The following is a 25,058-nucleotide window of genomic DNA, read 5'->3' as shown; positions in this document are numbered from 1 at the left end:
TTCCTGTAAAACGTTGATGCTCTCGCCTTTATCGGCATACTCCTTTTTCCAGCAAGAGCCGCCTGCGATAAACGGGCGGCTCTTGCTACATATAGAAGGATAGGAGGTCTGATCGCTATCATACCAAAAGACTGGAAATACCTCAGAGGGGACATTTACTATGCAGACATGGAGCCACACATCGGCTCCGAACAGGGCGGCACCCGCCCTGTGGTGGTTCTGCAAAACGATGTAGGAAACCGCTATGCGCCCACCCTTATCGTGGCGACGGTGACTTCCCGCACCGAGAAAAAGAGATACCAGCCCACACACGTTCTGATAGCCCACAATACGGCCTTTGAAAAGCCATCTGTGGTTCAACTGGAACAGATCTTCACGATAGACAAAAGCCGCGTACAGCGCTTCTTAGGTCGGCTTACGCAGGATGAAATGCAGGAGATTGAGAAAGGCGTTGTTTCCAGCCTTGACCTCAATGAACTGTTTTTCAAAATTAAAACTGTTAGTATATAAAAGGAGGATTATTTGGGCGAAGAAAACCTGAATCCCCGTGATGCGTACCGTGTGATGCTCCGGGATTACCCGGACGTGCTGAACATCGACCAGATGTGCGAGATATTGAGCGTCAGCACAAAAACCGGGTATGCGATTCTGAAAAAAGGGAGCGTCCAGCATTTGAAGGTCGGACGCTCCTACCGCATCCCCAAGGCACACCTTTTGACTTATCTCATCGGATTCGCACCCGGTCACACCATCCGGGCGTGACATCCTTGCATTCTCTCCTGCCGTTGGGTACACTGATGGTGTCAGCGGCAGAAGTTACATATTCAAGTGGATGCAAAGACAGGAGGTAACACTATGGTAGCAGGGCATCTGCAAGAAAAAAATGACTTCTATTACATCGTTCTGAGTTACAAGGACGCAGCTGGAAAGCGAAAGACCAAGTGGGAAGCCACCGGTCTGTCCGTCAAGAGGAACAAGAAGAAAGCCGAGGCTCTTTTGCTGGAACGTCGGAGAAACTTCATGGTTCCCACTGCACCTGCGGAAATTCGCTTAGACGATGACATTCTCTTTTCGGACTTCATGCTGAAATGGCTGGAAGTCACGAAAAGCACTGTCCAGATCACGACCTATGCCAGCTATCAGGGAATGGTGGAGCGTGTGATCGTTCCCTATTTCCGAAAGCGCGGCATCAAGCTGGTAGACCTGAAAGCCACTGACTTGCAGGATTTCTACAACAAACAGCTTGAACGGGTCAAGGCAAATTCGGTGATCCATTATCATGCAAACATCCACAAGGCGTTGAAGTATGCGGTAAAGATCGACCTGATCCCCACCAATCCGGCAGATAAGGTCGAGCGTCCGAAGAAGAACGAGTTCAAAGGCAGCTATTACAGTGCCGATGAGATTCATGCTTTGACGGAGGTCGCAGAGGGCACCAAACTGGAGATCCCGGTTCTGCTGGCATCCTTCTACGGCCTGCGCCGCAGCGAGGTGCTGGGTCCGAAATGGGATGCCATCGACTTTGAAGCCAACACGTTGGAGATCAAGCACATCGTCACGCAGGCATCCATCGACGGCAAAAAGGTTCTGGTGCAGGCAGACCGCGCAAAAACGAAATCCAGTCTGCGGACGCTGCCTCTTGTGCCGCCCATCCGTGACTGTCTGCTGATGCTGAAAGGTCAGCAGGAAACCTACCGCCGCCTGTGCGGTAAAAGCTACAACCGGGATTATCTGGGCTATCTGTGTGTGGACGAGATCGGGAACATCATCCGCCCCAACTACGTTTCCGAGCAGTTTCCGAAGCTGTTGGAAAAAAACGGTCTGCGTCCTATCCGCTTCCACGACCTGCGTCATAGCTGCGCCAGCCTTCTTCTGGCAAATGGCGTTCCCATGAAGCAGATTCAGGAATGGCTGGGGCACAGCGACTTCTCCACCACCGCCAATATTTACGCCCACCTCGATTACGCTTCCAAGCTCTCGTCTGCACAGGCGATGCTGGAGGGGCTGGGCTATGGCAATGCGTCAGCATGATGCCATACGCCCCAAAGACAGGGTGGACGGGCGATGTTCCGGCAAAAAAGAATGGACAGACGAATAAAATTCATCTGTCCATTCGATTTGGCGGAGCATCAGGGAGTCGAACCCTGGCACCGGTCTCCCGGCCTATCGCATTTCGAGTGCGACCTCTTACGACCACTTGAGTAATGCTCCAAATATTAAATTTTTAGAATGCACCGTGCATTCTGGGAAAACTTTGGAGAGAATTTCAGGAGAGAACGACCGAAAATCGTTCGCTCTCGAAGCCGGAAAACCCGCATGAAACCTAGCAAAATCGGAAACCCACTTCCAAAAAGCCAGTTAGATTTCGAGTCGTTCTCGTTACGACCGCTTCGATACATCTCCATATATTAGCCTTTACAGTATAGCAAAAAAGCGGTTTTCCGTCAACACTTTTCTTCCGTTACGGCACGGCCCGGCTGCAAGACATACGCAGCCGGGCCGTTTTGCGTTTTTGGGGCAGAAAGCGCGGTTTCTTTGCAAAAAAGGCTGTTCTTTTGGGCGGGAGCCGAGTATAATAGGAACGATATTTTTCAAATTTGAAGTACAGAGGAGAGAATTCCAATGGCACAGGCAAAACAAGATATGGGCACCGGCAGCATCAAAAAGCTGATGCTGCAGCTCATGATCCCCGCCGTGGTGGCGCAGGTGGTGAACCTGCTGTATAACATCGTGGACCGCATTTACATCGGCCACATTGCGGGCATTGGCGCGGCAGCGCTGACCGGCGTGGGGCTGTTCACACCCATTCTGATGCTGCTGAACGCTTTTGCCATGCTGGTGGGCGCGGGCGGCGCGCCGCGCACCGCCATTGCTCTGGGGCAGGGGGACAGGCAGCGGGCCGAAAAGATCATCTCCAACAGCTTTACCGTGCTGATGTTCTTTGCCGTGGTGCTGACCATCGGCTTCTATGCCGGGGCACCGGTGCTGCTGCGGCTGTTCGGTGCCAGCGATGCCACCCTGCCGTACGCCCTGAGCTACAGCCGCATCTACATTGCAGGCTCGGTGTTCGTGCTGGTGGTGCTGGGCATGAACCCCTTTATCACCACGCAGGGCTTTGCCAAAACCAGTATGCTTACCACCGTGATCGGCGCGGTGATCAACATTATCCTCGACCCCATCCTGATCTTCGGGTTCGGGCTGGGCGTGCGGGGCGCGGCCATTGCCACGGTGCTCAGTCAGGCCGTGGGCGCGGCATGGATCATCCGCTTTCTCACCGGCAAAAAGACCATCCTGCGCCTGCGCAGAGACTACCTGCGCCCGAAAAAGCAGATCATTCTGCCGGTGCTGGCGCTGGGCATCTCCTCGTTTGTGATGCTCTCCACCGAGAGCCTGCTTTCCATCAGCTTCAGCTCCAGTCTGGCGCGGTACGGCGGCGATGTGGCTGTGGGTGCCATGACCGTCATCACCAGCGCATCCCAGCTGTGCACGCTGCCCATTCAGGGCATCTGTCAGGGCGGACAGCCGGTGATGAGCTTCAACTTCGGCGCAGGCAAGAAGGCCCGCGTCAAGGAAGCCTTCCGTTTTCAGCTGACGCTGTGCGGGGCCTACACCTGCTTGTTCTGGCTGTTGATGATGCTGTTTCCCGGCGCGGTGGCGGGCATTTTCACCTCGGACACCGCACTGATCCAGTACACCACGTGGGCCATGCGCATTTACATGGCGGGCATTTTTGCCATGGGCTTCCAGATCGCCTGCCAGCAAAGCTTTATGGCGCTGGGACAGGCTAAGGTCAGCTTGCTGCTGGCCTGCCTGCGCAAGATCATTCTGTTGATCCCCCTCATCTTCATTCTGCCGCACGTTCTGCCGGATGCAGTGTTCGGCGTGTTTCTGGCCGAGCCGGTCAGCGACATTCTGGCCGCCACCATCACCACCATCACCTTCTTTGCCCGGTTCGATAAAATTCTGGACAGGGGAGCAATGAAAGTATAATGATTTAAACATCGTGCCTGCCGTTTTTACCCGGCAGGCACGATGTTTATGCAGGATCGTCCGGCTTTTCCCGACGGGAGAGGAACACATCCTTATTAAAGGGTGAAACATAGGTGCATTCATATTGCAGCGCCCTGATGCGGCTATACACAAAAATGCTGCCATCCCGCAGTACGCCGCGCGATGTGATCTCCATTGCCGGAACGCCTTTTTTGCTTCCCAGAAGTTCCGCGTGCTCTGCATCCAGTGCACCGGCATGGTAGTTGGTGATAAAATAGGCAATACGGTATTTCTGCTGCAAGGCGTAGTTCTGGATGGAATCCTCCAGCACGTCCTTGTTCAGCCCCGGAAACAGCGCCAGCGGCATCCAGCCGGTTTCTACCTGACTGATCTCATACCGTACAATACGGATGCGCCGGAACTCCCACAGTTTCTGACCGGTTTTCAGGTTGAAGATGCGCTGCAGTTCGCTGGAAGGTTCGACCTGCTTCAGATAGATCAGCTTGGAACGCAACTCATCGTAAGGCACTTCGGTCAGCGAATTGTACACCATCGGATGCCCCAGAGCGCGCTTATTGACATAGGTTCCATCGCCCTGCGTCATATAGATCAGCCCGATGGACTGCAGCCGGGACATCACCTTCTGGATCGTAAACCGAGACACATGATACAACCCTGCCAGCTCCCGCTGACTGGGCAGTTTATCCATGATCGTCTTGCGCTGGAAGATCTTGCTGATGAGGTCGGTCACAATAAAATCCGTCTTTTTTGCGCTCATTGTAACGCCCTCCCAAAATTCATTTCCTCAAAAAGAATACCACAGAGCGTACAAATTTGTAAAGCTCTGTGGTAAAGATCGTTTTTCAGATTTACGGTGTCACCAGCGTGCCGTCCGGGATGCGGCTCTGCGTCCACTCATGCGGACGATACCGAACCGGATATTTTGCAATTTCTTCCTCGTCGATATCCACACCGATGCCCGAGCGCTCGATGGGGTAGAAGTAGCCGCCCTTTGCCTCGTTGTAGCCGGGGAAGCAGGCTTTGATCTTATCCTTCAGCTCGATGTTCTCCTGAATGGCCGCGTTGTGCAGATGGATATTCAGATGGGTATTCACCGCCACCCCGATGGGGGTAATGTCCGATGGGGTGTGCCATGCGATACGCACACCAAAGGGTTCGCAGAAGTGCGCCAGCTTTACCGCCGGGGTAATGCCACCCAGCTGGGAAACATGGCAGCGCAGGTAGTCCACCCGGCGGTTCACGACCAGTTCTTTCCATTCCATGGGGTTATTGAACAGCTCGCCGGTGGCAATGGGGGTCGCGCACTGGCTGCGCAGCTGTCCCAGCCACTCGTTCTGATCCGGGGAAAGCAGATCCTCCAGGAAGAATGGCTTGTACGGCTCCAGATCCTTTGCAAACTGGATGGCCTGATTCGGGGTCAACCGCTCATGCACATCGTGCAGGATGTGGAATTTGCTGCCGTACTTTTCCCGCAGCTTGCCAAACATATACACTGTATTGCGCATATAGTCGTCCTGATTGAAGTAGGTGCCGGGAATGGGATCTTCCGGGGTATGCAGCTCATCCGGGATGCCGCCGTAAAAACCCAGCTGGCAGCGGATGTGGCGGTAGCCCTCGTTGTAAATGCGATCCACCTCGCGGTACAGTTCCTCCATCGTATCAGCAACGGCATGGGTATAGGCAGGGATGGCCGTTCGTGCCTTGCCGCCCAGCAGCTGATACAGCGGCATATCTGCCAGTTTGCCCTTGATGTCCCACAAAGCCATATCAATACCGGCCACGGCGTTGTTCAGCACCGGGCCGTTGCGCCAGTAGGAATTGACCATCATCAGGTTCCACAGGTCTTCAATATCGTTGGCATCGCGTCCGATCAGGATGGGCTTGAGGTAATCCTCCACCGCGCATTTCACCGCCAGCGGCCGCTGCTGGAAGGTTGCGCAGCCCACACCATAAACGCCCTTATTCGTGAGCACCTTGACAGCCACCAGATTATGACGTTCCGGGTTCGTGACAAAACATTTGATATCTGTAATGATCGTAGGTTTCATAAGAAGCACACCTCTTTATAGCAGATTGAAAAGGGTTTGCATTTTTGCTTGCAGAACTATTCAATCATACCTTTGGCGGCAAATCAATTCCTGCTTTTTATTTGGCGAAAACCGCAAAATAAAACAGTCCAATTTTTGAAAATAAAATCATTTAACAGCATGTTATCGTTGCTTTTTTAAATCATTTCCGAGAAATGGTATGTTTTACAATGAAATTTTTCCGTGGTATATTAGCGTCACAACGCACGTGCTGGATTTTCGCTTTGGAACACAATCAAGGAAAAAGGAAACCGAAGAAGGAGGCTCTCCCTTATGGAAAAGACTGAAGTCGTCGCAAAAATCATCGAGTATGTCGGCGGCAAAGACAATGTTGTGAACACTTGGCATTGCATGACCCGTCTGCGCTTTGAGCTCAAGGATACCAGCAAGATCCAGGAGGACGCCATCAAGGCGCTGGATGGTGTCATTGGCGTGCAGTTTGCCAAAGGCCAGCTGCAGATCGTGCTTGGCACCAGCGTCCATAAATATTATGACATCGCCCTGCAGATGCTGGATCTGAAGGAGGACACCGCTCCTGCACAGCCGGAAAAGAAGAAGGATTTCATCTCCTGGTTCATGGATATGGTGTCCGGCGTGTTCGGCCCCATCGTACCCGCCATCGCCGGTGCCGGTATGATCAAGGGTCTGATGGGCGGTCTGGTGGCTCTTGGCGTGGTTTCCAACGCCACCGACACCTATAAGGTCATTGACATGCTGGCCAGCGGCGTATTTACCTTCCTGCCGTTCTTCATTGCCGCATCGGCTGCAAAGAAGTTCAAGACCAACCAGTATCTGGCCATTGCCATTGCCGCTACCCTGATGTACCCCACCATGGTGGATGCCGCCAAGGCAGGCGAGATCAGCAACTTTATGTTTGCCGGTGTGCTGCCCATCCCGGTATTCAACTATTCTGGTTCGGTCATTCCCATCATCTTCGGCGTATTTGCCCTGAGCTATATCTACAAGTGGGTCGATAATATCGTTCCCGAAGCCGCCCGCACCGTTATCACCCCCACCATCACCCTGTTCCTTTCCGGCTTCTTTGCCCTGACGGTCATTGGTCCCGTGGGCATTTACATCGGCAAGGGTCTGGCATGGATGCTGGATCTGCTGTTCGGTATCTCTCCCATCTTTGCCGGTGTCGTGATGGGTCTGATCCGCCCCGCTTCCATTCTGGTGGGTATGCATCACGCCATGACTCCTATTGCTCTGGAGAACTTTGCCACCAAGGGCTATGACATGCTCATGCCCATGATGTTCATTGCAAATCTGTCCATTGTGGGTGCCGCCGCAGGCTGCTATTTCAAAGAAAAGAGCCAAAAGGAACGTTCCATCGTTCTGTCCTCCGTTCTGTCCGGCATTCTGGGCATCACCGAGCCTGCTCTGTTCGGCGTGCTGACCAAGTACAAGAAGGGTTTCCTTGCTGCCACCATCGGCAGCTGCGTGGGCAGCGCCTTCATCGGTGCCTTCGGTGTGCGCCTGTACGGCTACATCACCTCCAGCATTTTCAGCATTCCCGCTTATATCGGACCTTACTTCATCTACGCCGCCATCGGCTGGGTCATTGCCTTTGGCTTATCCTTTGTTCTGAGCTACCTGTTCGTGGTCAAAATGGACCGCAGCTGATTGCTTTTTCAAATCTCCCACGATAAAAAACAGGGCCACCGCACAAACGATGTGCGGCGGCCCTGTTGGCGTTCTGTTTTTATTTTCCCGCCAGCAGAATGGCCAGCACGGCTTTCTGCACGTGCAGGCGGTTCTCGGCTTCATCGAAGATCTCCGGTGCGTGCTGCTCGAACACCGCCGAGGAGATCTCCTCGCCCCGGTGGGCGGGCAGGCAGTGCAGCACCATGACGTCGGGCTTTGCGCTTTCCAGCAGCTTGCCCGTGAGCTGGTAGCCCACGAAATCCCGCAGGCGCTGCTCGCTTTCCGGCGTGCCGGGCTTGGCGGTGTTCCACACAGCCGTTGCCACCACATCGGCATCCTGAATACCCTCGGCAGGGTCTGCGGTCAGGTGGAAGGCGCTGCCGTACTTGTGGGCGAACATCAGCACATCCGCCGCCGGGCGGTAGCTCTGCGGGCAGACGCAGGTGACCTGCATCCCAGCCAGCAGTCCGCCCACGATGAGGCTGTTTGCCATGCTGCTGCCGTCGCCGACAAAGCAGAGCTTCCGGCCCGCAAGGCTGCCCCGGCGCTCCCGAATGGTCATCAGGTCGGCCAGAACCTGGCAGGGATGGGCGTAATCCGTCAGGCCGTTGATCACCGGCACACCGGCCAGCTCGGCAAACTCTTCCAGATCGCTCTGGCGGTAGGTGCGCCACACCACGCAGTCGTAGTAGCGGCCCAGCACCCGGGCGGTGTCCTTGAGGGGCTCGCCGCGCCCGGCCTGCAGCTCGGCGGTGTTCATGTAGTTGCCCAGACCGCCCAGCTGGTACACACCCACCTCAAAGCTGGTGCGGGTGCGGGTGGATGCCTTGGAGAACATCAGGGCAACCGTCTTTCCTGCCAACAGCGGGGCCGTGCCGCCCAGCTTCTGCTGTGCCTTGAGCTGGTCGGCCACATCCAGAATGTGGGTCAGCTCGGCAGGGGAGAGGTCGCTCATTTTCAGCAGATTTTTCATGCCTGCTCCTTCGGAGCCGTCGGCTCCATCTTGCCCAGCACATCGCTCAGGATCTCCAGCGCCATGTCCACATCGTGCTCGCTGAGGGTCAGCGGCGGCAGCAGGCGCAGGCGGGTCTTGGCTGTCAGCACCAGCAGGCCCGCTTCGCGGCAGGCGACCAGCACATCTGCGGCCTTGAGGTCGTAGAACTCGATGCCCACCATCAGGCCGATGCCGGAAATGCTCTTGACATGGGGCAGCTTTGCGATGCCTGCGCGCAGCTGGACGGCGCGCTCGTTGACATTGGCAAGGAAGCTCTGATCCATGCGGTCCACCACCACGTTGGCACCGGCGCAGACCACCGGGTTGCCGCCGAAGGTGGAGCCATGGGTGCCGGGGCCCATGCCCTCGGCTACCTTTTCGTTCATCAGCACTGCGCCGATGGGCAGGCCGCCGCCCAGACCCTTGGCCAGCGTGACCACATCCGGCTTGAGGTTGTAGTGCTCGCAGCACAGGAAGGTGCCGGTGCGGCCCACGCCGGTCTGCACCTCGTCTACGATGAGCACAAGATCTTTTTCGTCGCAGAGCTTGCGCACGGCCTGCACGTAGTCCGGGTCCAGCGCCATCACGCCGCCCTCGCCCTGAATGAGTTCCAGCATCACGGCGCAGGTTGTGCGGTCCACCAGCTCCTCCAGCGCTTCGATATCGCCTGCCGGAGCATACAGGAAGCCCTCGTTGAAGGGGCCGAAGTAGTTGTGGAACACCTCCTGACCGGTGGCGGTCAGGGTGGCGATGGTGCGGCCGTGGAAGCTGTTCACCAGCGTGATGACCGTGGTGCGGTCCTTGCGGTAGTGGTCCACGCTGTACTTGCGCGCAGCCTTAATGGCACCCTCGTTGGCCTCGGCACCGGAGTTGCCAAAGAACACCTTGCTCATGCCGGTGCGCTTGCACAGCTTTTTGGCCAGCTTGCCGCAGGGGGCCGTGTAGTAGAGGTTGGAGGAGTGCTGCAGCTTATGGGCCTGCTCGGAAACGGCCTCGGCCCAGTCCAGATCACAGTAGCCAAGGCTGTTCACGCCAATGCCGCTGGTAAAATCCAGATACTGCTGACCCTCGGGGCCTGCGGCGCGCAGGCCGTGGCCTTTTTCCAGCACAATAGGGTTGCGGTTATAGGTGTGCAGGACGTATTCGCCGTCCCGCTTGATGACTTTTTCAGAATCCATAGGTGTACCCTCCTGTGAACAGAAACTGTGAACAGAAAACCCTCTCAGGCGCTTTCGCGCCAGAAAATGCTGGCAAAGGCTTGAGAGGGTCATTTTTCTTATTATACCGCCTGCACGGCACCTGTGCAATGCTTATTCGCGGTGGCTGCGGCGGTAAAAGCGGGTGCCGGAGCCGCGGTCGGAGAACAGCTCCAGCAGGATGGAGTGGGGCACGCGGCCATCGATGATGACCGCCTCGTGCACGCCCTGATAGATGGCATCGGCCATGCCGCCGATCTTGGGGATCATGCCGCCCGCAATGATGCCGGCGGACTTATAGCCCTCGATCTCGGACACCTCCACCTCGGGGATGAGGGTGCTCTCGTCGTCCTTATCCCGCAGCAGGCCCGCGATATCGGTCATGGATACCAGCTTCTCCGCTTTCAGCGCAATCGCGATCTGTGCAGCGGCGGTGTCGGCGTTCACGTTGTAGGCCTGACCCAGATCGTCCATGCCCACCGTGGCGATCACGGGGATGAAGCCGCCGTCCAGCAGGCTTGCGATCAGGGTAGCGTCCACATGCACGATCTCGCCCACATGGCCCAGCTGGGGGTCCAGCTCGGTGCAGCGCAGCATCTGGCCGTCCATGCCGCACAGGCCCACGCCGCGGCCGCGCAGCTTTGCCACCAGATCTTTGTTCACCTTACCGGCCAGCACCTGCTGCACGATCTCCATGGTGGCATCGTCAGTCACGCGCAGACCGTTTGCGAAATGGCTCTCCACGCCCACTTTTTTGAGCATCTCGTTGATGGCCGGGCCGCCGCCGTGCACCAGCACCACGCGCACACCCAGCAGGGTAAGGGTGACCAGATCGTTCATGACGGCATTTTTCAGTTCTTCGTTGATCATGGCATTGCCGCCGTACTTTACCACCATGGTCTTTCCGTGATACTTCTGGATGTAGGGTGTCGCCTCAGAGAAAAGGCGCGCCATTTCTTCGTTTTTCATATACTCTCCTTGCCGCCAGCACGCTTGCTCCGGCATTCGTTTTCCACCAGACGAACTCCTTCCGTCATCGCTACGCGATGCTACCCATTCCCCTTCTGGCACTTTCGTGCCACCTCCCCCGGCCGGGGGAGTCTTTCTCAAGGAGGGAGGCTTTCAGGCTCCCTCCGTGAGGGGGCTGTCGCCGCAGGCGACTGGGGGAGTTCCATTAAGTTCTATAGTCGCCGTTGATCTTGACGTAATCGTAGGTCAGATCGCAGCCCCATGCCTTTGCGGATGCATCGCCGGTGCCCATGTCCACCTTGACCAGCACATCGTGCTCAGCCAGCACCTTGGCGGCTTCGTCCTCGCTGTAGGGGTGGTAGGCGGCGTTTTCGCACACATACACCTCACCGGCCTTGCTGGAAAGCCACACGCAGACCTTATCAATGGAGAAATCGCCGGGGGTGTAGCCGATGGCGCACAGGATGCGGCCCCAGTTGGCATCGCGGCCAAACACCGCTGCCTTGAACAGGTTGGAGCACACCACGCTGCGGCTGACGGCACGGGCGGTCTTCAGGTCGGGGGCGTGGGTCACTTCGCAGGTGATGAGGTGGGTGGCACCCTCGCCGTCACCGGCGTGCTCGGCACACATGTGCTCTGCAATGGCAGTCAGCGCCGCAACAAAGGCTTCGTAGTCCGCGTTCTCCTCGCAGATCTCCGGGTTGCCTGCAAGGCCGGAAGCCATGATGATCAGGGTATCGTTGGTGGAAGTGTCCAGATCCACGCTCATCTGGTTGTAGGTGCCGGGCACCACGGTCTTGAGGGCCTTTTCCAGCAGGATGGGCGAGACCGCCGCATCGGTGGTGTAGAAGGCCAGCATGGTTGCCATGTTGGGGGCGATCATGCCGCTGCCCTTCCCAATGGCACCCACCGTGCAGGTCTTGCCGCCCAGCTCGAACTGGATGGCGTATTCCTTTTTGTGGGTGTCGGTGGTCATGATGGCGGTGGCGGCGTCGGTGCTGCCCTGCTCGTCCGCAGCCAGCTTTGCGGCGGCGGCAGGAATGCCCCGGGCAAAGGGGTCGATGACCATGGGCTGACCGATGACACCGGTGGAAGCGGGCAGAACGTCCTGCGGGTCGATGCCCAGCTCTCTGCCCACCAGCTCACAGCATTCTTCGGCCAGAGCCACGCCGTTGGCGGCGCAGGTGTTGGCGTTGCCGCTGTTCACGATGATCGCCTGTGCGTAGCCGTCCTTCAGGTGGGCGCGGTCCACCTTGATGGGTGCGCCGCAGACCTTGTTGGTGGTGTACACACCGGCAGCGGCGCAGCGCACGTCCGCCTTGATGAGTGCCAGATCGTATTTTTCTGCATGGTTTGCGCGGATGCCGCAGTGCACGCCAGCCGCTGCAAAACCCTTGGGCGCGCAGATGCCGCCCGTAACTTCTTGATACTGCATAATGATCTTCCTTTCCCACAAAGAAACTCTTTTCACGCAAACAGGCTCGCCCTCTCAGGCTCACATACGTTCGCCAGCTCCCCCAAAGGGGGAGCCCTTGGCAGTCCACGCAGACTTCATCTCTTTGCCAAGGCCTCTCCCTTTGGGAGAGGTGGATTTGCGCAGCAAAGACGGAGAGGGCGAGGACGCTGCCCATATGCGATACAAGTTTATTCCAACCCTTCGGTCTCTTCCAGCCCCAGCATCAGGTTCATGCACTGGACCGCTGCGCCGGAGGAGCCCTTGCCCAGATTATCGAACACAGACACCAGCATCATCTGGTCGCCTGCAGCGTTCACGGTCATGTACAGCTCCATGCGGTCGGTACCGGCCATGGCATTGGAGTACAGGCCGTTCTCCGGCAGGGCTTCGTTCAGAGCGTGCACCTTGACGGTGGCAGCATCCTTGTAATATGCCGCAATGCCCTCGGCCACCTGTTCGGCGGTGCTGCCCGCCAGCGTCAGATCCAGCGGCACCAGCACCTGCATGCCGCAGTAGTAATCGCACACCACGGGCACGAACATGGGGGTGTGGGCAAGGCCGCTGATCTTCTGCATTTCCGGCAGATGCTTATGGGCAAGGCCCAGACCGTAGCTCTTGGGTGCATCCAGCTTGCTGTGTGCCGGACGGTTAAGGCTTTCGTACTCGGCGATCATCTTTTTGCCGCCGCCGGAGTAGCCGGAGATGCCGGTGCAGCTGAAGGGATAGTCCTTCGGGGCCAGACCCAGCTCCACCAGCGGGCGGGCGATGCTGATAAAGCCGCTGGCATAGCAGCCGGGCACCGCCACACGATCGGAATTCTTGATCTTCTCTTTCTGGCCCTTCAGCTCCGGGAAGCCGTAGTCCCATGCGGCATCGGTGCGGAAGGCGGTGGAGGTGTCCAGCACCTTCACGTCCGGGCGCAGCAGGGGCATGACCTCTTTGGAAGCGGCATCCGGCAGGCAGAGGAAGGCGAGGTCCGCGGAGTTGATGACCTTGGCGCGCTCGTTCACATCCTTGCGGCCCTCTGCGGAAATGGAAAGCAGCTCGATCTCCGGGCGTTGTGCCAGCCGGTCGGCAATGCGCAGGCCGGTGGTGCCGGAAGAGCCATCAATAAAAACTTTCACGCTCATGCGTTCTTTTCCTCCCACGCATCCAGCTGTGCGTTTGCCAGTGCGATCTGGTTGTTTACACTGGCTTCGCTGGGGCCGCCGTAGCTGGTGCGGCCCTCGCAGCACTTGACCAGATCAATGGCATCGTAGATATCGTTCTCGAACAGAGCGCTGTAGCCCTTGAACTCGTCGAGGGTCAGCTCTTCAAGGGTCTTGTCCTTTGCGATGCAGTCGGACACCATGCAGCCGGTCAGCTTGTAGGCATCGCGGAAGGGCATCCCCTTCTTGGTGAGGTAGTCGGCGCAGTCGGTGGCGTTGATAAAGCCCTTTGCGGCGGCGCGGCGCATGTTGGCCGGAATGGTCTTCATGGTATCCAGCATGGGAGTGACCGTCTTCAGGCACAGCTCCAGCGTATCCACTGCGTCGAAGATAGCTTCCTTATCTTCCTGCATGTCCTTGTTGTAGGCGAGGGGAATGCCCTTCATCATCACCAGAAGGGTGTTCAGGTCGCCGTAGACGCGGCCGGTCTTGCCACGGATCAGCTCGGTAACATCGGGGTTCTTCTTCTGCGGCATGATGGAAGAGCCGGTGGTAAAGGCATCGTCCAGCTCAATGAACTTGAACTCCCAGCTGCACCAGAGGATGATCTCCTCGGAAAGGCGGGACAGGTGCATCATGCAGATGGAGATGGCGTTTGCCAGCTCGATGCAGAAATCGCGGTCGGACACGCCGTCCAGACTGTTGGCGCAGGGAGCCGCAAAGCCCAGCTTTTCGGCGGTGAACTGGCGGTCCAGCGGGTAGGTGGTGCCGGCCAGCGCGCCGCTGCCCAGCGGGCACTGTGCGTCCATGCGGGCGGTGGCATCCTCAAAGCGCTGCAGGTCGCGCAGCAGCATGGAGGCATATGCCATCAGGGCGTGGCCAAAGGTGATGGGCTGGGCACGCTGCAGATGGGTGTAGCCGGGCATGACGGCGGTGGTGTTCTCACCGGCCTTTTTGCAGATGACCTTGATGAGCTCCACGATGTAGGCCTGCAGGGTGTGGCTGTAGTCCCGCAGGGTCAGGCGGATATCCAGCGCCACCTGATCGTTGCGGCTGCGGCCGGTGTGCAGCCGCTTGCCGGCATCCCCGATGCGGGCGGTGAGGGTCTGCTCCACAAAGGTGTGCACATCCTCGGCATTGGGGTCGATGGTCAGCGCACCGCTGGCCAGATCATCCGCGATGGAAGCCAGACCGTTGAGGATGTCCTCACAGTCCTTTTCCGAGATGATGCCCTGCTTTGCCAGCATGGCGGCGTGCACGCCGCTGCCGCGCATATCCTGCGCGATCATGCGCTGATCGAACCGGATGGAGGAGTTGAAGTCGTTCACGCGGGAATCCACGGCCTTGGAAAAACGGCCCTTCCAGAGTTGTTCTGCCATAGTTTTATCCTTTACTTTATGTCCGGGAACCGCTGCCCCGCGGCAAGCGTCCTCGCCCTCTCAGTCATCGCTGCGCGATGCCAGCTCCCCCAAAGTGGGAGCCCTTGGCAGTCCATGCAAGGTTCATCTCTTTGCCAAGGCCTCTCCCTTTGGGAGAGGTGGATGCGAGCGAAGCGAGCAGACGGAGAGGGCGAGCCTGTTACCACATACAGCAGCCATTCGTCAATTTCTTCTAAAAACGGCAAAGCCGCCGCAGGGGAAAACGCTCCTGCGGCGGTGCCGCCGGCAACGATGCCGGTTGGATGGAACTTCCGTGTGAAAGTGTGAAAACACACGAAAGGGAAGATGTTACAGCTGCTTACTTGACCTCCGGCCAGTTCTTGGACAGCTTTGCGCGCTCTTTGATGGACAGGCCGAACAGGTTGATGAAGCCGGCGGAATCTGCCTGATTGTAGTCGTCATCCTCGCCGAAGGAAGCGGTCTGCTCGTCGTACAGGGTGTACGGAGAGGTGACGCCGGCGTTGATCATGTTGCCCTTGTAGAGCTTGAGCTTCACATCGCCGGTAACGGTCTTTTCCAGACTGTCGGCAAAGGCATCCAGAGCCTCGCGCAGCGGGGTGAACCACTGGCCGTTGTAGACGATATCGGCATACTTCTGGGCCAGCTGAGCCTTGAAGTGAGAGCTTTCCTTATCCAGAGTGATGGTCTCCAGAACATTGATGGCCTTGTACAGGATGGCACCGCCGGGGGTCTCGTACACGCCGCGGCTCTTCATGCCCACCAGACGGTTCTCCACGATATCCAGCAGGCCGATGCCGTTCTCGCCGCCCAGCTTGTTCAGGTATTCCACCAGCTCCACAGCGCCCATCTCCTTGCCGTCAATGGCGGTGGGGATGCCCTTTTCAAAGTGGATGGTCACATAGGTGGGCTTATCGGGAGCCTGCTCGGGGCTGATGCCCAGTTCCAGGAAGCCGGGCTTGTTGTACTGCGGCTCGTTGGCGGGGCTCTCCAGATCCAGACCCTCGTGGCTCAGATGCCACAGGTTCTTGTCCTTGGAATAGTTGGTCTCGCGGTTGATCTTCAGGGGGATGTGGTGAGCCTCGGCGTAATCGATCTCCTCGTCACGGCTCTTGATATCCCACTCACGCCACGGAGCAATAATGGCCATATCCGGGCACAGGGCCTTGAGGGTCAGCTCAAAACGCACCTGATCGTTGCCCTTACCGGTGCAGCCGTGGCAGATGGCATCTGCACCTTCCTTGATGGCGATATCCGCCAGAGCCTTTGCGATGCAGGGACGTGCAAAGCTGGTGCCCAGCAGGTAATCTTCGTACTTCGCGCCGAACTTCAGGGTGGGGAAGATGTAGTTCTCCACAAAGTCCTTCTTCAGGTCCAGCACGTACAGCTTGGAAGCGCCGGTAGCCTTGGCCTTTTCTTCCAGACCGTCCAGCTCGGTGCCCTGACCCACGTCACCGGAGACAGCGACGACCTCGCAGTTGTTGTAGTTTTCCTTCAGCCAGGGAATGATGATGGAGGTATCCAGACCGCCGGAGTATGCCAGAACGACTTTTTTGATGTTTTCCTTTTTCATGATGATTGCTCCTTTTAAAAATACACTTTTGTTTTCTGATGCAGGCATCCCTCCCGCACCCTCTTGCATCTGCATTTCTGTTGATGCTTTTATTATACGCCGCGCGGCTTTTCCGTCAATGCCGAAAACCGCCAAACCTTACACGGATTTGACCTCTGTTTTGGTTCAATTTGTATCTTTATGCGTTATTTGCAGAATATATTCATATTTTATGCATTTGCGCAGTATATATTCGGGGCACATGCAGCCTGTCCGGAGGCATGTGCGGACTACAGCACACGGAAAGAATTCACACCGCAAAAACAAAACGCCCGGGACCCTTTTGTGAGCCGTCTGGCCCTGAAAGAGTTCCGGGTTTCGTTTTGTCTTTATGCGCCGGAAAAGGGCCCGCCCGCCGCGCTCCATGCGCGGCACAGCAGCTCTTTTTGCGCCTTGGGCAGCTTTTTGAGCGCAGCTTCCCGCCGCAGGGCGCTGCGCTTGTCCGCACAGCGCTCCACGTAGGCAAAGGCCGCTGCACCTCTGGCCCGGGTGTAGCGGGCCCCTCTGCCGCTTTTGTGGGCCTGCAGGCGGGCGGCAGGGTCGGTGGTCCAGCCGGTGTACAGCGTACCGCCGGTACACCGCACCATATACACAAAGGCGGGCTTTGGCCGGGCGCACGGCTCAGATGCGGCCATTGTTCTTTAACACCTGACGGCAGGCGGCAAGGGCAGTTTCCTTATCCTTGGCGGTGATGAGGAAGCGGCTGGCGTGGCAGAAGCTGATGCCCGGGATGCCGCTCTTCTGCTCAATGACCTCCTGCGGCTGGCCGGCCCAGCTCTGGGGGAAGGGGAGTTTGGGGCGCTTGGTCTTGTGGTCGGTGACGCACTGGGCGCTCCAGCCGCCGCGCTGGCTGGGGTAGATCACGAACAGCGCATCCGTCTTGTACAGGCCGTTCTTCCACGGCAGATAGCAGGGCAGCACCACGATGCCGTCCCGGGAGTTTTTGTAAGCTTGCTGGACTTTCTCATCGGCGCGGTTCACGGCGTTGGCGCTGGCGATCTGGTTTTCCAGGATCTGCTTTGCCACGGCCACCGCCTTGAAAAAGCAGGCGTCCTGATCCTCCTTGGAGTCCCAGACCGGGTTAAAAAAGCCAATGGCATCGCACAGGCTGTTCTGCTCGCCGGTGTTGTCGTTGAGGTCCAGCGGCTGGATAAAGTTCTCGTCAATGAGCCGGGCCTGACGCTCGCCCACAAGGCCGGGGCCGAGCACCCGCCACAGCAGGCCGAAGGCCGCGTAGGGCACACCGTTTGCGCGGTACTCCCGGGGCTCCTGATGATGGTCGAACATCCCAAAGCCCACATCGTACACGATGCCGTCAAAACCGTCCGGCACCACAAAGCCGCGGGTGATCTTGATATCCGGGCGCAAAATTTGCAGCAGGGCAGTGGCAAACACATCGTCGGCGTGGAACTTGCCGGCGTGGGTAAAGCCGTTTGCAGGAATTTTCATAGATGTACCTCGTTCCCAATAAAATCTCTGGCAACAGTATACCACACTTTGTCAAAAGGGACAACGAAAAGCCCCGGCTGTCGGGGGACAGCCGGGGCAAAACACTTTATTATATTGAGGTTATTTAAACTTAGTTCCCGTAGAAACTTCCCAGAATTTCTGCCAGCCAGTTGAAATCCTTCGTGACATCCTTGCCGGTAGCATCCTTCACCGTCATCTTTGTCAGTTTACCATTGGTATCTCTCTCAATCACAACGCTAAATACATTCTTGTTTCCATCGGACAAAAGCAGATTATGCTGAGCATCTTCGCCTGCAGTGTAAATGGTGTAGCCAGTGAGATTGCACATGCCCTTATCAGAACCAATCACAATCTCCTGATATGCAGACACATCCGTGCCACCATTCTGCTTCTTCGTGATCTGATACTTGGGCCGCTTGTCCGTGCCAAAGCAGGTATAGTACTCGTTGCCGTCCTGCACATAGGTCTCAGCACGGTACTTCGTACCGCCGATCTGCACTTCAGTAAGGTAGATGTTGGCCGGAATTTGGATATCGCTGAAATCAAAGTCACCGGTAATTCCTTCCATATCATCAGCGCTCAAATTCATTTTTATGCCAGCCTTAGCAGATTTATTCAAGGCATATACTGCCGAAGCTTTTCCGCTTTCCATATAGAATGTGATGGCATGATCCTCTTTCTTGCTACCTTCCAAGCCCCAACCGGTCATATCCACATAAGCCTTGCCGGCGGTAGAGGCCATAACCATCTTGAGTTCTTCCGTCTGCGTACCAGCAGCGCTGTACGAGCTCTGAGAGCCTGCAAAGTAAACTGCATGCGCATTGACCACATTGTTCTGGAAAGCTACCAGCCAGCTGTTAGCTTTATCGAGGTGAGTCTTGGTGGGGGTACCTTCGCCCTCGCCATCATCCTTCGGCAAAACGATCTCTTCCAGCGTAGGTGCAGAAGGTACCGCCCCAGCATTGCCGCCATTGCCACCGTTGCCGCCATTGCCGCCTGCGCCACCGCCGCAAGCGGTCATCATGGAAACAGCCATTGCTGCCGCCAGCAGAACAGCGGCTGCTTTTTTGTACAATCTCATAATACAAGCCTCCTGTTTTTTTGTTCCGAAGCACCCCAAAAATATGCTTCGCACCCACATCTTACCCCCCCCCGGGCATCTTGTCAACCAATCTGAAAAATTTTGTCGTTTTGCCCGGAACAGGTGACCGTTTTTTAGCAATATAACAACAGCCCCGGGGCGGCAGATGCCGTTCCGGGGCTGAAGATTATTGGTTGTAAATTATATTCTTGTTTTACTCGCCCTGCATAAGCCACTTGAACTGGTCTGTAACGACATTGCCGTTTTCATCCTTAACGGTCAGACCGTTGGGGACACCTTCCACGACAGTGATCGTATACTGCTTGCCCGCTTCATCGGCCAGCACGATCGTTGCCGTATTGCCGGATTGAGAAGTGCTGACGTACTTATAGACCTTATAGCCGTCTTTCGGCCACTGGCACAGGCCGTTGGTGGTGTACTGGATGGTCTTATACTCGGTAACGTAATACTGCACACCGTCTGAATCCGGATGCGCATATTCAATCATCGTATACTTCGGCATACTGCCCTGATAGCAGATAGTGTACTTGGTTCCATAGGAATCCGTAAAGGTCTCAGCGTCATAGGGCTGGCCGTTCACTTTTACAACAGTCTTGTACATCTGATAGGGCAGAGCATCTGCACTAAAGCCAATATCATCCCACAGCTGGCCTTCATTATAGGCTCCCTGCTCGCCCACTGCAACCTTCGACTTTTCATACAAGGCGTACAACCACTCTGTATTGTTCTCGACCGTTCCGAATACCACACTCGGAACCGAGGATGTGCTGCCGACAGACCTCATTTTCAAATAGATGTCATTTCTATCCGCTGCAAGAATATAATTTATTCCAGATTTATATGCTTTGTTCGCATCATATTCCACAGTGGTGTATTCCATGTACAGACCGGTGGACTGATGATTCTTCACATTCTGAACAAAAGCTGCATACTGGCTTCCGCTGAAGCTTGCGATCGGCGTACCCAAAGTGCCGGACCCGCCACCCTCACTTTCGGAACCAGTGCCAACATTTTCAAACTTGTCCGGTGCAGGCACAGCCACGGATGTGCTTCCGCCATTGTTTCCGCTGCCGCCGCCATTGCCGCCGGTGGAACCACCGCCACCGCCGCAAGCGGTCATCATGGAAACAGCCATTGCTGCCGCCAGCAGAACAGCGGCTGCTTTTTTGTACAATCTCATAATACAAGCCTCCTGTTTTTTGTGCCGAAGCACCCCAAAAATATGCTTCACACCCACATCTTACCCCCCCCCCGGCATCTTGTCAACCAATCTGAAAAAATTTGTCATTTCGCTCAGAACGGGTGACCATTTTTTTGCAATATAACAACAGCCCCGGGGCGGCAGATGCCGTTCCGGGGCTGTTTGAGCGTATTCTTACTTTTTCTTTGTGGTGCGTGCCTTTTTAGCGGCAGGAGCGGCGGGCTTTTCCGCCGGGGTGGTCTCCGGCTCGCCCAGAGCCAGAATGCTGCTCAGCTCCTTCTGCACAGCGGCGTTGTTTTCGTCGGTGACGGCCAGCACATCGGAGTAGAACCGCTCCATGCCCTCGCGGGTGGAGAAGGTGGCAACGTACATCTGGTTGCCCATGGCACCGCTCAGGGCATCCGGGATGCGGTCCACCATGCGCATGTTCTGCTGGTACTTCTGCATGATCTGCTCGTGGCTGTACACAAAGTGCTTGCCGTCGCGGCGGCCTGCAAACGGGCAGTAGAAGTGCTCGCCCACCGGCATATCGGTACCGCCAAAGGCGATCATGTCCGCCCAGATCTTGTAGACGTTGGTGGAGCGGGCAAAGTTGATCATATCCGGGGTGAAGCCGCCGCAGGGGCGCATGTTGACTTCCAGTGCCACGATCTGGCCCTTTTGGCCCATGCTGGCCTGATCCTCGGTCATGCGGAAGAACTCAAAGTGGATGAAGCGGCTCCGGACGCCAAAGCTCTTGACGACGGCACGGCCTGCGGCGCGGGTGTCCTCGGGCAGGTCCTTGATGATGTAATAGATGGAGTTGTCGTTGTCGTTGACGATATCCATGATGGACATGGGGCTGACGTTGCCGGCCTCAAAGATGGGGTTGCCGTTGGCATCGATGATGGCATCGTAGCTGTTCACCTCGGCCCGGACGAACTCCTCCATGATGTACTCCACATCCGGGTGATGGGCCGTCTTCTGCACGAGGAACTTTTTCAGATCCTCGTCGCTGGACAGCTTGTGGGTATCGGATGCGCCCACGCCGTTATCCGGCTTTACCACCACCGGGTAGCCCACCTCGTCGATGAACTTCCGGCAGCCCTCGTAATCGTCCACCATGTGGTAGCGTGCGGTGGCGATGCCGGCCTTCTGGTAATACTCCTTCATCTTGCTCTTGTACTTGATGCGGGGCATATCGGCGGTCTGGAAGCCGGAGGTGATGTGGAAATCGGTGCGCAGGGCTGCGTCCCGCTCCAGCCAGTATTCATTGTTGGACTCCAGCCAGTCGATGCGGCCATACTTGAAGGCAAAGAAGGCCACAGCGCGGTAGACCTCGTCGTAGTTTTCCAGACTGCCCACCTTGTAGTACTCGTTCAGGCTGTCCTTCAGCTCCGGCTTCAGCTCATCGTAGGGCTGGTCGCCGATGCCCAGCACATTCATGCCGTTGTTTTTCAGCTCACGGCAGAACTGCCAGTAGTTGGTGGGGAAGTTGGGCGAAATAAAAATAAAATTCTGCATGGTTTTATGATTCCTCTTTCCTCTATGAACCTCTATCAAGGCGGCCTCGCCCTCTCCGTCCGCTCGCAAAGCTCGCGTCCACCTCGTTCCCCTTTCTGTCGCTTGCGCGACATCTTCCCCCAACCGGGGGAAATCTGTCAAAGGGAGAGGCCTTGGCAGTACGGCAATGCCTTTTGGTTTTGCCAAAGGCTCCCCCTTTGGGGGAGCTGTCACCGAAGGTGACTGAGAGGGCGAGCCATTTTACTCGCCCAGAATATACGGCATGTAATATGCAGTCTGCTTATACCACCAGTTCCAGTCGTGGTTCACATCGTGGCCCCACAGGTCTACCCAGATGGGGATGTTCTTGGCCTCGAAGATGCGCTTGAGGAACCATGTGGTGTCCGGCTGCTCCCAGTCGCCCTGACCGCAGCAGATGACCGCCTTCTGGCTGCGGAACAGCTGCATGTAGGGGTGATCCTCCGGGAAGTGCTTCATGTAGTCCACGGGCGAGTTCATGTACACCAGCTCGTCCATATAATTGCCGAAGCCATAGTGGGCCGTGTAGATGCCGCTGAGGGCCAGACAGCCGCAGAACACATCCGGGCGGCGCAGGTACAGGTTGACCGCATGGGTGGCACCCAGACTGCAGCCAAAGGCAATGACACCGGGCAGGTCGTCCCAGCCGTTGTGCTCCTTGGCCAGATACTGGATCTTGGGTACAGCCTCCTCCACGATATAGCGCAGCCACTGCTCATAGCGGCGGATGCGCCAATAGGGGTCGCCCTGCGTGTCGGACCAGGTCTCCTTGTCCATGGTATCAATGGAGATCACCATGATCTTACCAGCATCGATCCATGGGGCAAGGGTATCGTTCATGTGGAAGTTCTCAAAATCGAAGAAGCGGCCATCCTGACAGGGGATGTACAGCATCGGGCGGCCTGCGTGGCCGTAAATTTTGCACTCCATGTCGCGGCCCAGCGCCGGGCTGTAGTCCTTAAAATACTGCATTTCCATGGTGTTTCCTCCTTTTAGGGTTTACTCCTCCACCTCATACATCAGAGTATGGAACATAAAGGGCAGCTGTTTTTCCCAACTGGCTTCGCTGTGGGTGCCGCCGGGCACGATGCGGCTGGTAAGGTGGATGCCCCGGGTCATGACCTTTGCGCACATCTCTGCAAAGCCGCGGCGCATCCCGTCGTGGTTGCCCATCTCGCGGGAGCCGTAGTCCATGTACAGCACGGTGCCCGGCTCCAGCTTTGCCCGGCCCACAAGGCCGGAAAGCTTTTCCGGCGACACCCAGATGGACGGCGACAGCGCCGCCGCACGGCTGAAAGTGTCGTTGTACTGCAAAAGGGCGTACAGGCTCATCAGGCCGCCCATGCTGCTGCCGCCGATGAAGGTGTGTGCCCGGTCGGGCAGGGTGCGGAAGTTGCGGTCGATGAAGGGTTTGAACCGGTGGATATACCAGCTCATGGTGGCCTGACCCTTGCCGTCGAAGTGGCCGAACTGCGGGTCGTCGAACCGGTAGGGCGAATACTCCACCAGCCGTTCGTTGTTGGCTCCGGCGTTGCACTCCACCGCCGCCACGATCAGCGGGGTGTCGGTGTAGTCCAGATAATCGGCCACGCCCCAGCTTTTGCCAAAGGTGGCATCCTCGTCAAAAAAGACGTTCTGGCCGTCGAACATATACAGCACCGGATACCGGCGGTCGGGGTCAGCTTCATACATCGTGGGCAGATAAACATATACTCTGCGCTGCTCGGTGCCGTTGACGGCAGGGTAGCTCACGCTCCATTTTTTGACCATGGGTTCTTCCCTCTCAATCTTTCCTGCACACAGCCTGCCGCAATGCAGGCCGCTGTTCTGTTTTCAGTTTAGCACTGCAGGGCACAGAAAGCAATTGCGCCGGGAAATTTTGGAGTTTTGACGGAAGGCGTTTTCCGATATACGGCAAACGCCGCCGAGCGGAGGCCTGGCGGCGTTTGCTGCTATTCTGAATAAAAAGGTTCTCTCCGGAGAATCGGGATCAGTTCTTTTTCTCAACAGGCACGATCCAGCCCTTGGTATCGGGGATCTTGCCCCACTGCATACCGGTCATGGTGTCGTACAGCTTCTGGGTGACAGGGCCGATCTTGCCGTCGCCGATGTAGGCGTGCTCGCCCTTCCAGACCAGCTCCTTGACGGGGGAGACGACAGCGGCGGTACCGGTGCCGAACACCTCTTCCAGCTTGCCTTCGCGGGCAGCAGCCATGATGTCGGCAATGGCGATCTTGCCCTCGACGACCTCATAGCCCCAGTCCTTCAGCAGCTCGATGCAGCTGCGGCGGGTAACGCCGGGCAGAACGGTGCCGACGGTAGCAGCGGTGTACACCTTGCCGTCGATCTTGAACATGATGTTCATGCTGCCAACTTCCTCGACGTACTTCTTCTCCACGCCGTCCAGCCACAGCACCTGTGCGTAGCCCTGCTCCTCGGCCAGCTCGCCGGCCTTGATGGAAGCAGCGTAGTTGCCGCCGCACTTGGTGAAGCCGGTCAGGCCGGGAGCGGCACGGATGTACTCGTCTTCCACGTAGATGCGGACGGGGTTGATGCCCTCGGCATAGTAAGCGCCCGAGGGAGCGCAGATGATGCAGAAAATGTAGTGCTTGGAAGCGTGCACGCCCAGACCCACGTCGTTTGCAAACACGAAGGGACGGATATACAGGGAAGCACCGTCGGAATGGGGCACCCAGTCACGGTCCACATCCACCAGCGTCTCAACGGCCTGAATGTAGTCCTCCACAGGGATCTTGGGGATGCACAGACGGTCGGCGGAGTCCTGGAAACGCTTTGCGTTGCAGTCCGGGCGGAACAGCTGGACGGTATCATCGGCCGTGCGGTATGCCTTCATGCCCTCAAAGATCTCCTGAGCGTAGTGGAACACGACAGTAGCCGGGTCCAGTTCAAAGGGGCCGTAGGGGACAATGCGGGCATCGTGCCAGCCTTCGCCCTCAGTGTAATCCATCACGAACATATGGTCGGTGAACTTCTTGCCAAAACCCAGATTGCTCTCGTCAGGCTTTGCCTTCGGAGCAGTGGTACGGGTGATCTTGATATCCAACATGATTTATTTTCCCTCTTTCCTGATCTCGGGCGCAGCGAGTGAAAATGCGCCCGCAAACACCGAATGTTGTTTTCTATTATAATAATATGAATGTGATTTACAAGGAAACGAAAAATCTTTCATCTTTGGACAGGTTAAGTTGCGCTAAATTGCCTGCTTTTCCATGTGCAAACTGCCCAA

The 25,058-nt window shown here is 56.9% G+C and carries 22 protein-coding genes and 1 tRNA gene; 5 read left to right on the top strand and 18 right to left on the bottom strand.

The features are described 5' to 3' along the window. Positions 1-117 precede the first annotated feature (117 nt). From DXA66_RS05775 to DXA66_RS05765, 3 genes are all read left to right on the top strand, one after another. Positions 118-510, top strand: a complete 393-nt coding sequence (locus tag DXA66_RS05775; protein WP_118527486.1) for a type II toxin-antitoxin system PemK/MazF family toxin — start codon at positions 118-120, stop codon at positions 508-510. A gap of 12 nt (positions 511-522) precedes the next feature. Further along, complete coding sequence (locus tag DXA66_RS05770; RefSeq protein ID WP_223386666.1) at positions 523-762, top strand: helix-turn-helix domain-containing protein; 240 nt, start codon at positions 523-525, stop codon at positions 760-762. Positions 763-855: 93 nt separating this feature from the next. Next, complete coding sequence (locus DXA66_RS05765) at positions 856-2,031, top strand: site-specific integrase (RefSeq protein ID WP_118527484.1); 1,176 nt, start codon at positions 856-858, stop codon at positions 2,029-2,031. 88 nt (positions 2,032-2,119) lie between these two features. Here the strand turns inward: DXA66_RS05765 and DXA66_RS05760 are convergent. Continuing rightward, positions 2,120-2,211, bottom strand: a tRNA-Ser gene (locus DXA66_RS05760). Positions 2,212-2,622: 411 nt separating this feature from the next. Between DXA66_RS05760 and DXA66_RS05755 the strand changes: the two genes are divergently transcribed. Continuing rightward, the gene (locus DXA66_RS05755) at positions 2,623-3,990 is read left to right on the top strand and encodes an MATE family efflux transporter (RefSeq protein ID WP_118527482.1); all 1,368 of its coding nucleotides are present in this window, start codon (positions 2,623-2,625) and stop codon (positions 3,988-3,990) included. Between the two features lie 46 nt (positions 3,991-4,036). On the opposite strand, the gene DXA66_RS05750 is transcribed toward DXA66_RS05755, so the two are convergent. Continuing rightward, a complete protein-coding gene (locus DXA66_RS05750; protein ID WP_118527480.1) occupies positions 4,037-4,768 on the bottom strand; it encodes a GntR family transcriptional regulator in 732 nt (243 codons plus the stop codon). Between the two features lie 91 nt (positions 4,769-4,859). Beyond that, on the bottom strand, positions 4,860-6,059 hold the full coding sequence (locus tag DXA66_RS05745) for an enolase C-terminal domain-like protein (protein WP_118527478.1): 1,200 nt from the start codon (positions 6,057-6,059) through the stop codon (positions 4,860-4,862). Positions 6,060-6,371: 312 nt separating this feature from the next. On the opposite strand from DXA66_RS05745, the gene DXA66_RS05740 reads away from it, so the two are divergent. Next, positions 6,372-7,724, top strand: coding sequence for a PTS transporter subunit EIIC (locus tag DXA66_RS05740; RefSeq protein ID WP_118527476.1), 1,353 nt, complete (start codon positions 6,372-6,374; stop codon positions 7,722-7,724). A 79-nt stretch (positions 7,725-7,803) separates the two neighbouring features. On the opposite strand, the gene argF is transcribed toward DXA66_RS05740, so the two are convergent. The 15 genes from argF to DXA66_RS05660 all read right to left on the bottom strand — a co-directional run bounded on the left by argF (position 7,804) and on the right by DXA66_RS05660 (position 24,878). Further along, entirely contained in the window at positions 7,804-8,718 is a 915-nt protein-coding gene (gene argF, locus DXA66_RS05735; RefSeq protein ID WP_118527474.1) for an ornithine carbamoyltransferase, read from the bottom strand. Next, positions 8,715-9,917 carry an aspartate aminotransferase family protein gene (locus tag DXA66_RS05730; protein WP_118527472.1) on the bottom strand — a complete coding sequence of 401 codons (1,203 nt, stop codon included), beginning with the start codon at positions 9,915-9,917 and terminating at the stop codon, positions 8,715-8,717. Before DXA66_RS05730 ends, argF begins: the two co-directional genes overlap by 4 nt. Positions 9,918-10,049: 132 nt before the next feature. After that, entirely contained in the window at positions 10,050-10,904 is an 855-nt protein-coding gene (argB, locus tag DXA66_RS05725) for an acetylglutamate kinase (RefSeq protein ID WP_118527470.1), read from the bottom strand. A 205-nt stretch (positions 10,905-11,109) separates the two neighbouring features. Next, entirely contained in the window at positions 11,110-12,339 is a 1,230-nt protein-coding gene (gene argJ / locus DXA66_RS05720; RefSeq protein ID WP_118527468.1) for a bifunctional glutamate N-acetyltransferase/amino-acid acetyltransferase ArgJ, read from the bottom strand. Between the two features lie 209 nt (positions 12,340-12,548). Continuing rightward, positions 12,549-13,490 carry an N-acetyl-gamma-glutamyl-phosphate reductase gene (gene argC / locus DXA66_RS05715; RefSeq protein ID WP_118527466.1) on the bottom strand — a complete coding sequence of 314 codons (942 nt, stop codon included), beginning with the start codon at positions 13,488-13,490 and terminating at the stop codon, positions 12,549-12,551. Continuing rightward, positions 13,487-14,887: an argininosuccinate lyase gene (gene argH / locus DXA66_RS05710; RefSeq protein WP_118527464.1), complete on the bottom strand. Its 1,401-nt coding sequence runs from the start codon at positions 14,885-14,887 to the stop codon at positions 13,487-13,489. Before argH ends, argC begins: the two co-directional genes overlap by 4 nt. 358 nt (positions 14,888-15,245) lie before the next feature. Then, a complete protein-coding gene (locus DXA66_RS05700) occupies positions 15,246-16,478 on the bottom strand; it encodes an argininosuccinate synthase (protein WP_118527462.1) in 1,233 nt (410 codons plus the stop codon). Between the two features lie 368 nt (positions 16,479-16,846). Beyond that, entirely contained in the window at positions 16,847-17,152 is a 306-nt protein-coding gene (locus tag DXA66_RS05695) for a GIY-YIG nuclease family protein (RefSeq protein WP_118527460.1), read from the bottom strand. Next, a complete protein-coding gene (locus tag DXA66_RS05690) occupies positions 17,139-17,966 on the bottom strand; it encodes an MYG1 family protein (RefSeq protein ID WP_118527458.1) in 828 nt (275 codons plus the stop codon). Before DXA66_RS05690 ends, DXA66_RS05695 begins: the two co-directional genes overlap by 14 nt. A 130-nt stretch (positions 17,967-18,096) precedes the next feature. Next, a complete protein-coding gene (locus DXA66_RS05685; protein ID WP_118527456.1) occupies positions 18,097-19,068 on the bottom strand; it encodes a hypothetical protein in 972 nt (323 codons plus the stop codon). 214 nt (positions 19,069-19,282) lie between these two features. Next, positions 19,283-20,269, bottom strand: coding sequence for a hypothetical protein (locus DXA66_RS05680; protein WP_118527454.1), 987 nt, complete (start codon positions 20,267-20,269; stop codon positions 19,283-19,285). Positions 20,270-20,464: 195 nt separating this feature from the next. After that, positions 20,465-21,793, bottom strand: a complete 1,329-nt coding sequence (locus tag DXA66_RS05675) for an acetyl-CoA carboxylase biotin carboxylase subunit family protein (protein WP_118527452.1) — start codon at positions 21,791-21,793, stop codon at positions 20,465-20,467. 240 nt (positions 21,794-22,033) lie between these two features. Next, positions 22,034-22,789 carry an esterase family protein gene (locus DXA66_RS05670; protein ID WP_118527450.1) on the bottom strand — a complete coding sequence of 252 codons (756 nt, stop codon included), beginning with the start codon at positions 22,787-22,789 and terminating at the stop codon, positions 22,034-22,036. Positions 22,790-22,810: 21 nt separating this feature from the next. Beyond that, complete coding sequence (locus tag DXA66_RS05665) at positions 22,811-23,581, bottom strand: alpha/beta hydrolase (protein ID WP_118527448.1); 771 nt, start codon at positions 23,579-23,581, stop codon at positions 22,811-22,813. Between the two features lie 220 nt (positions 23,582-23,801). Continuing rightward, a complete protein-coding gene (locus tag DXA66_RS05660) occupies positions 23,802-24,878 on the bottom strand; it encodes a branched-chain amino acid aminotransferase (RefSeq protein ID WP_005939052.1) in 1,077 nt (358 codons plus the stop codon). Positions 24,879-25,058 lie beyond the last annotated feature (180 nt).

The organism is Faecalibacterium sp. OF03-6AC, from assembly GCF_003478175.1.
GTDB classification, from domain to species: Bacteria; Bacillota; Clostridia; order Oscillospirales; family Ruminococcaceae; genus Faecalibacterium; species Faecalibacterium taiwanense.
Note: the sequence above shows the minus strand (reverse complement) of the source record. Positions and strands in the feature narration are given on the sequence as shown.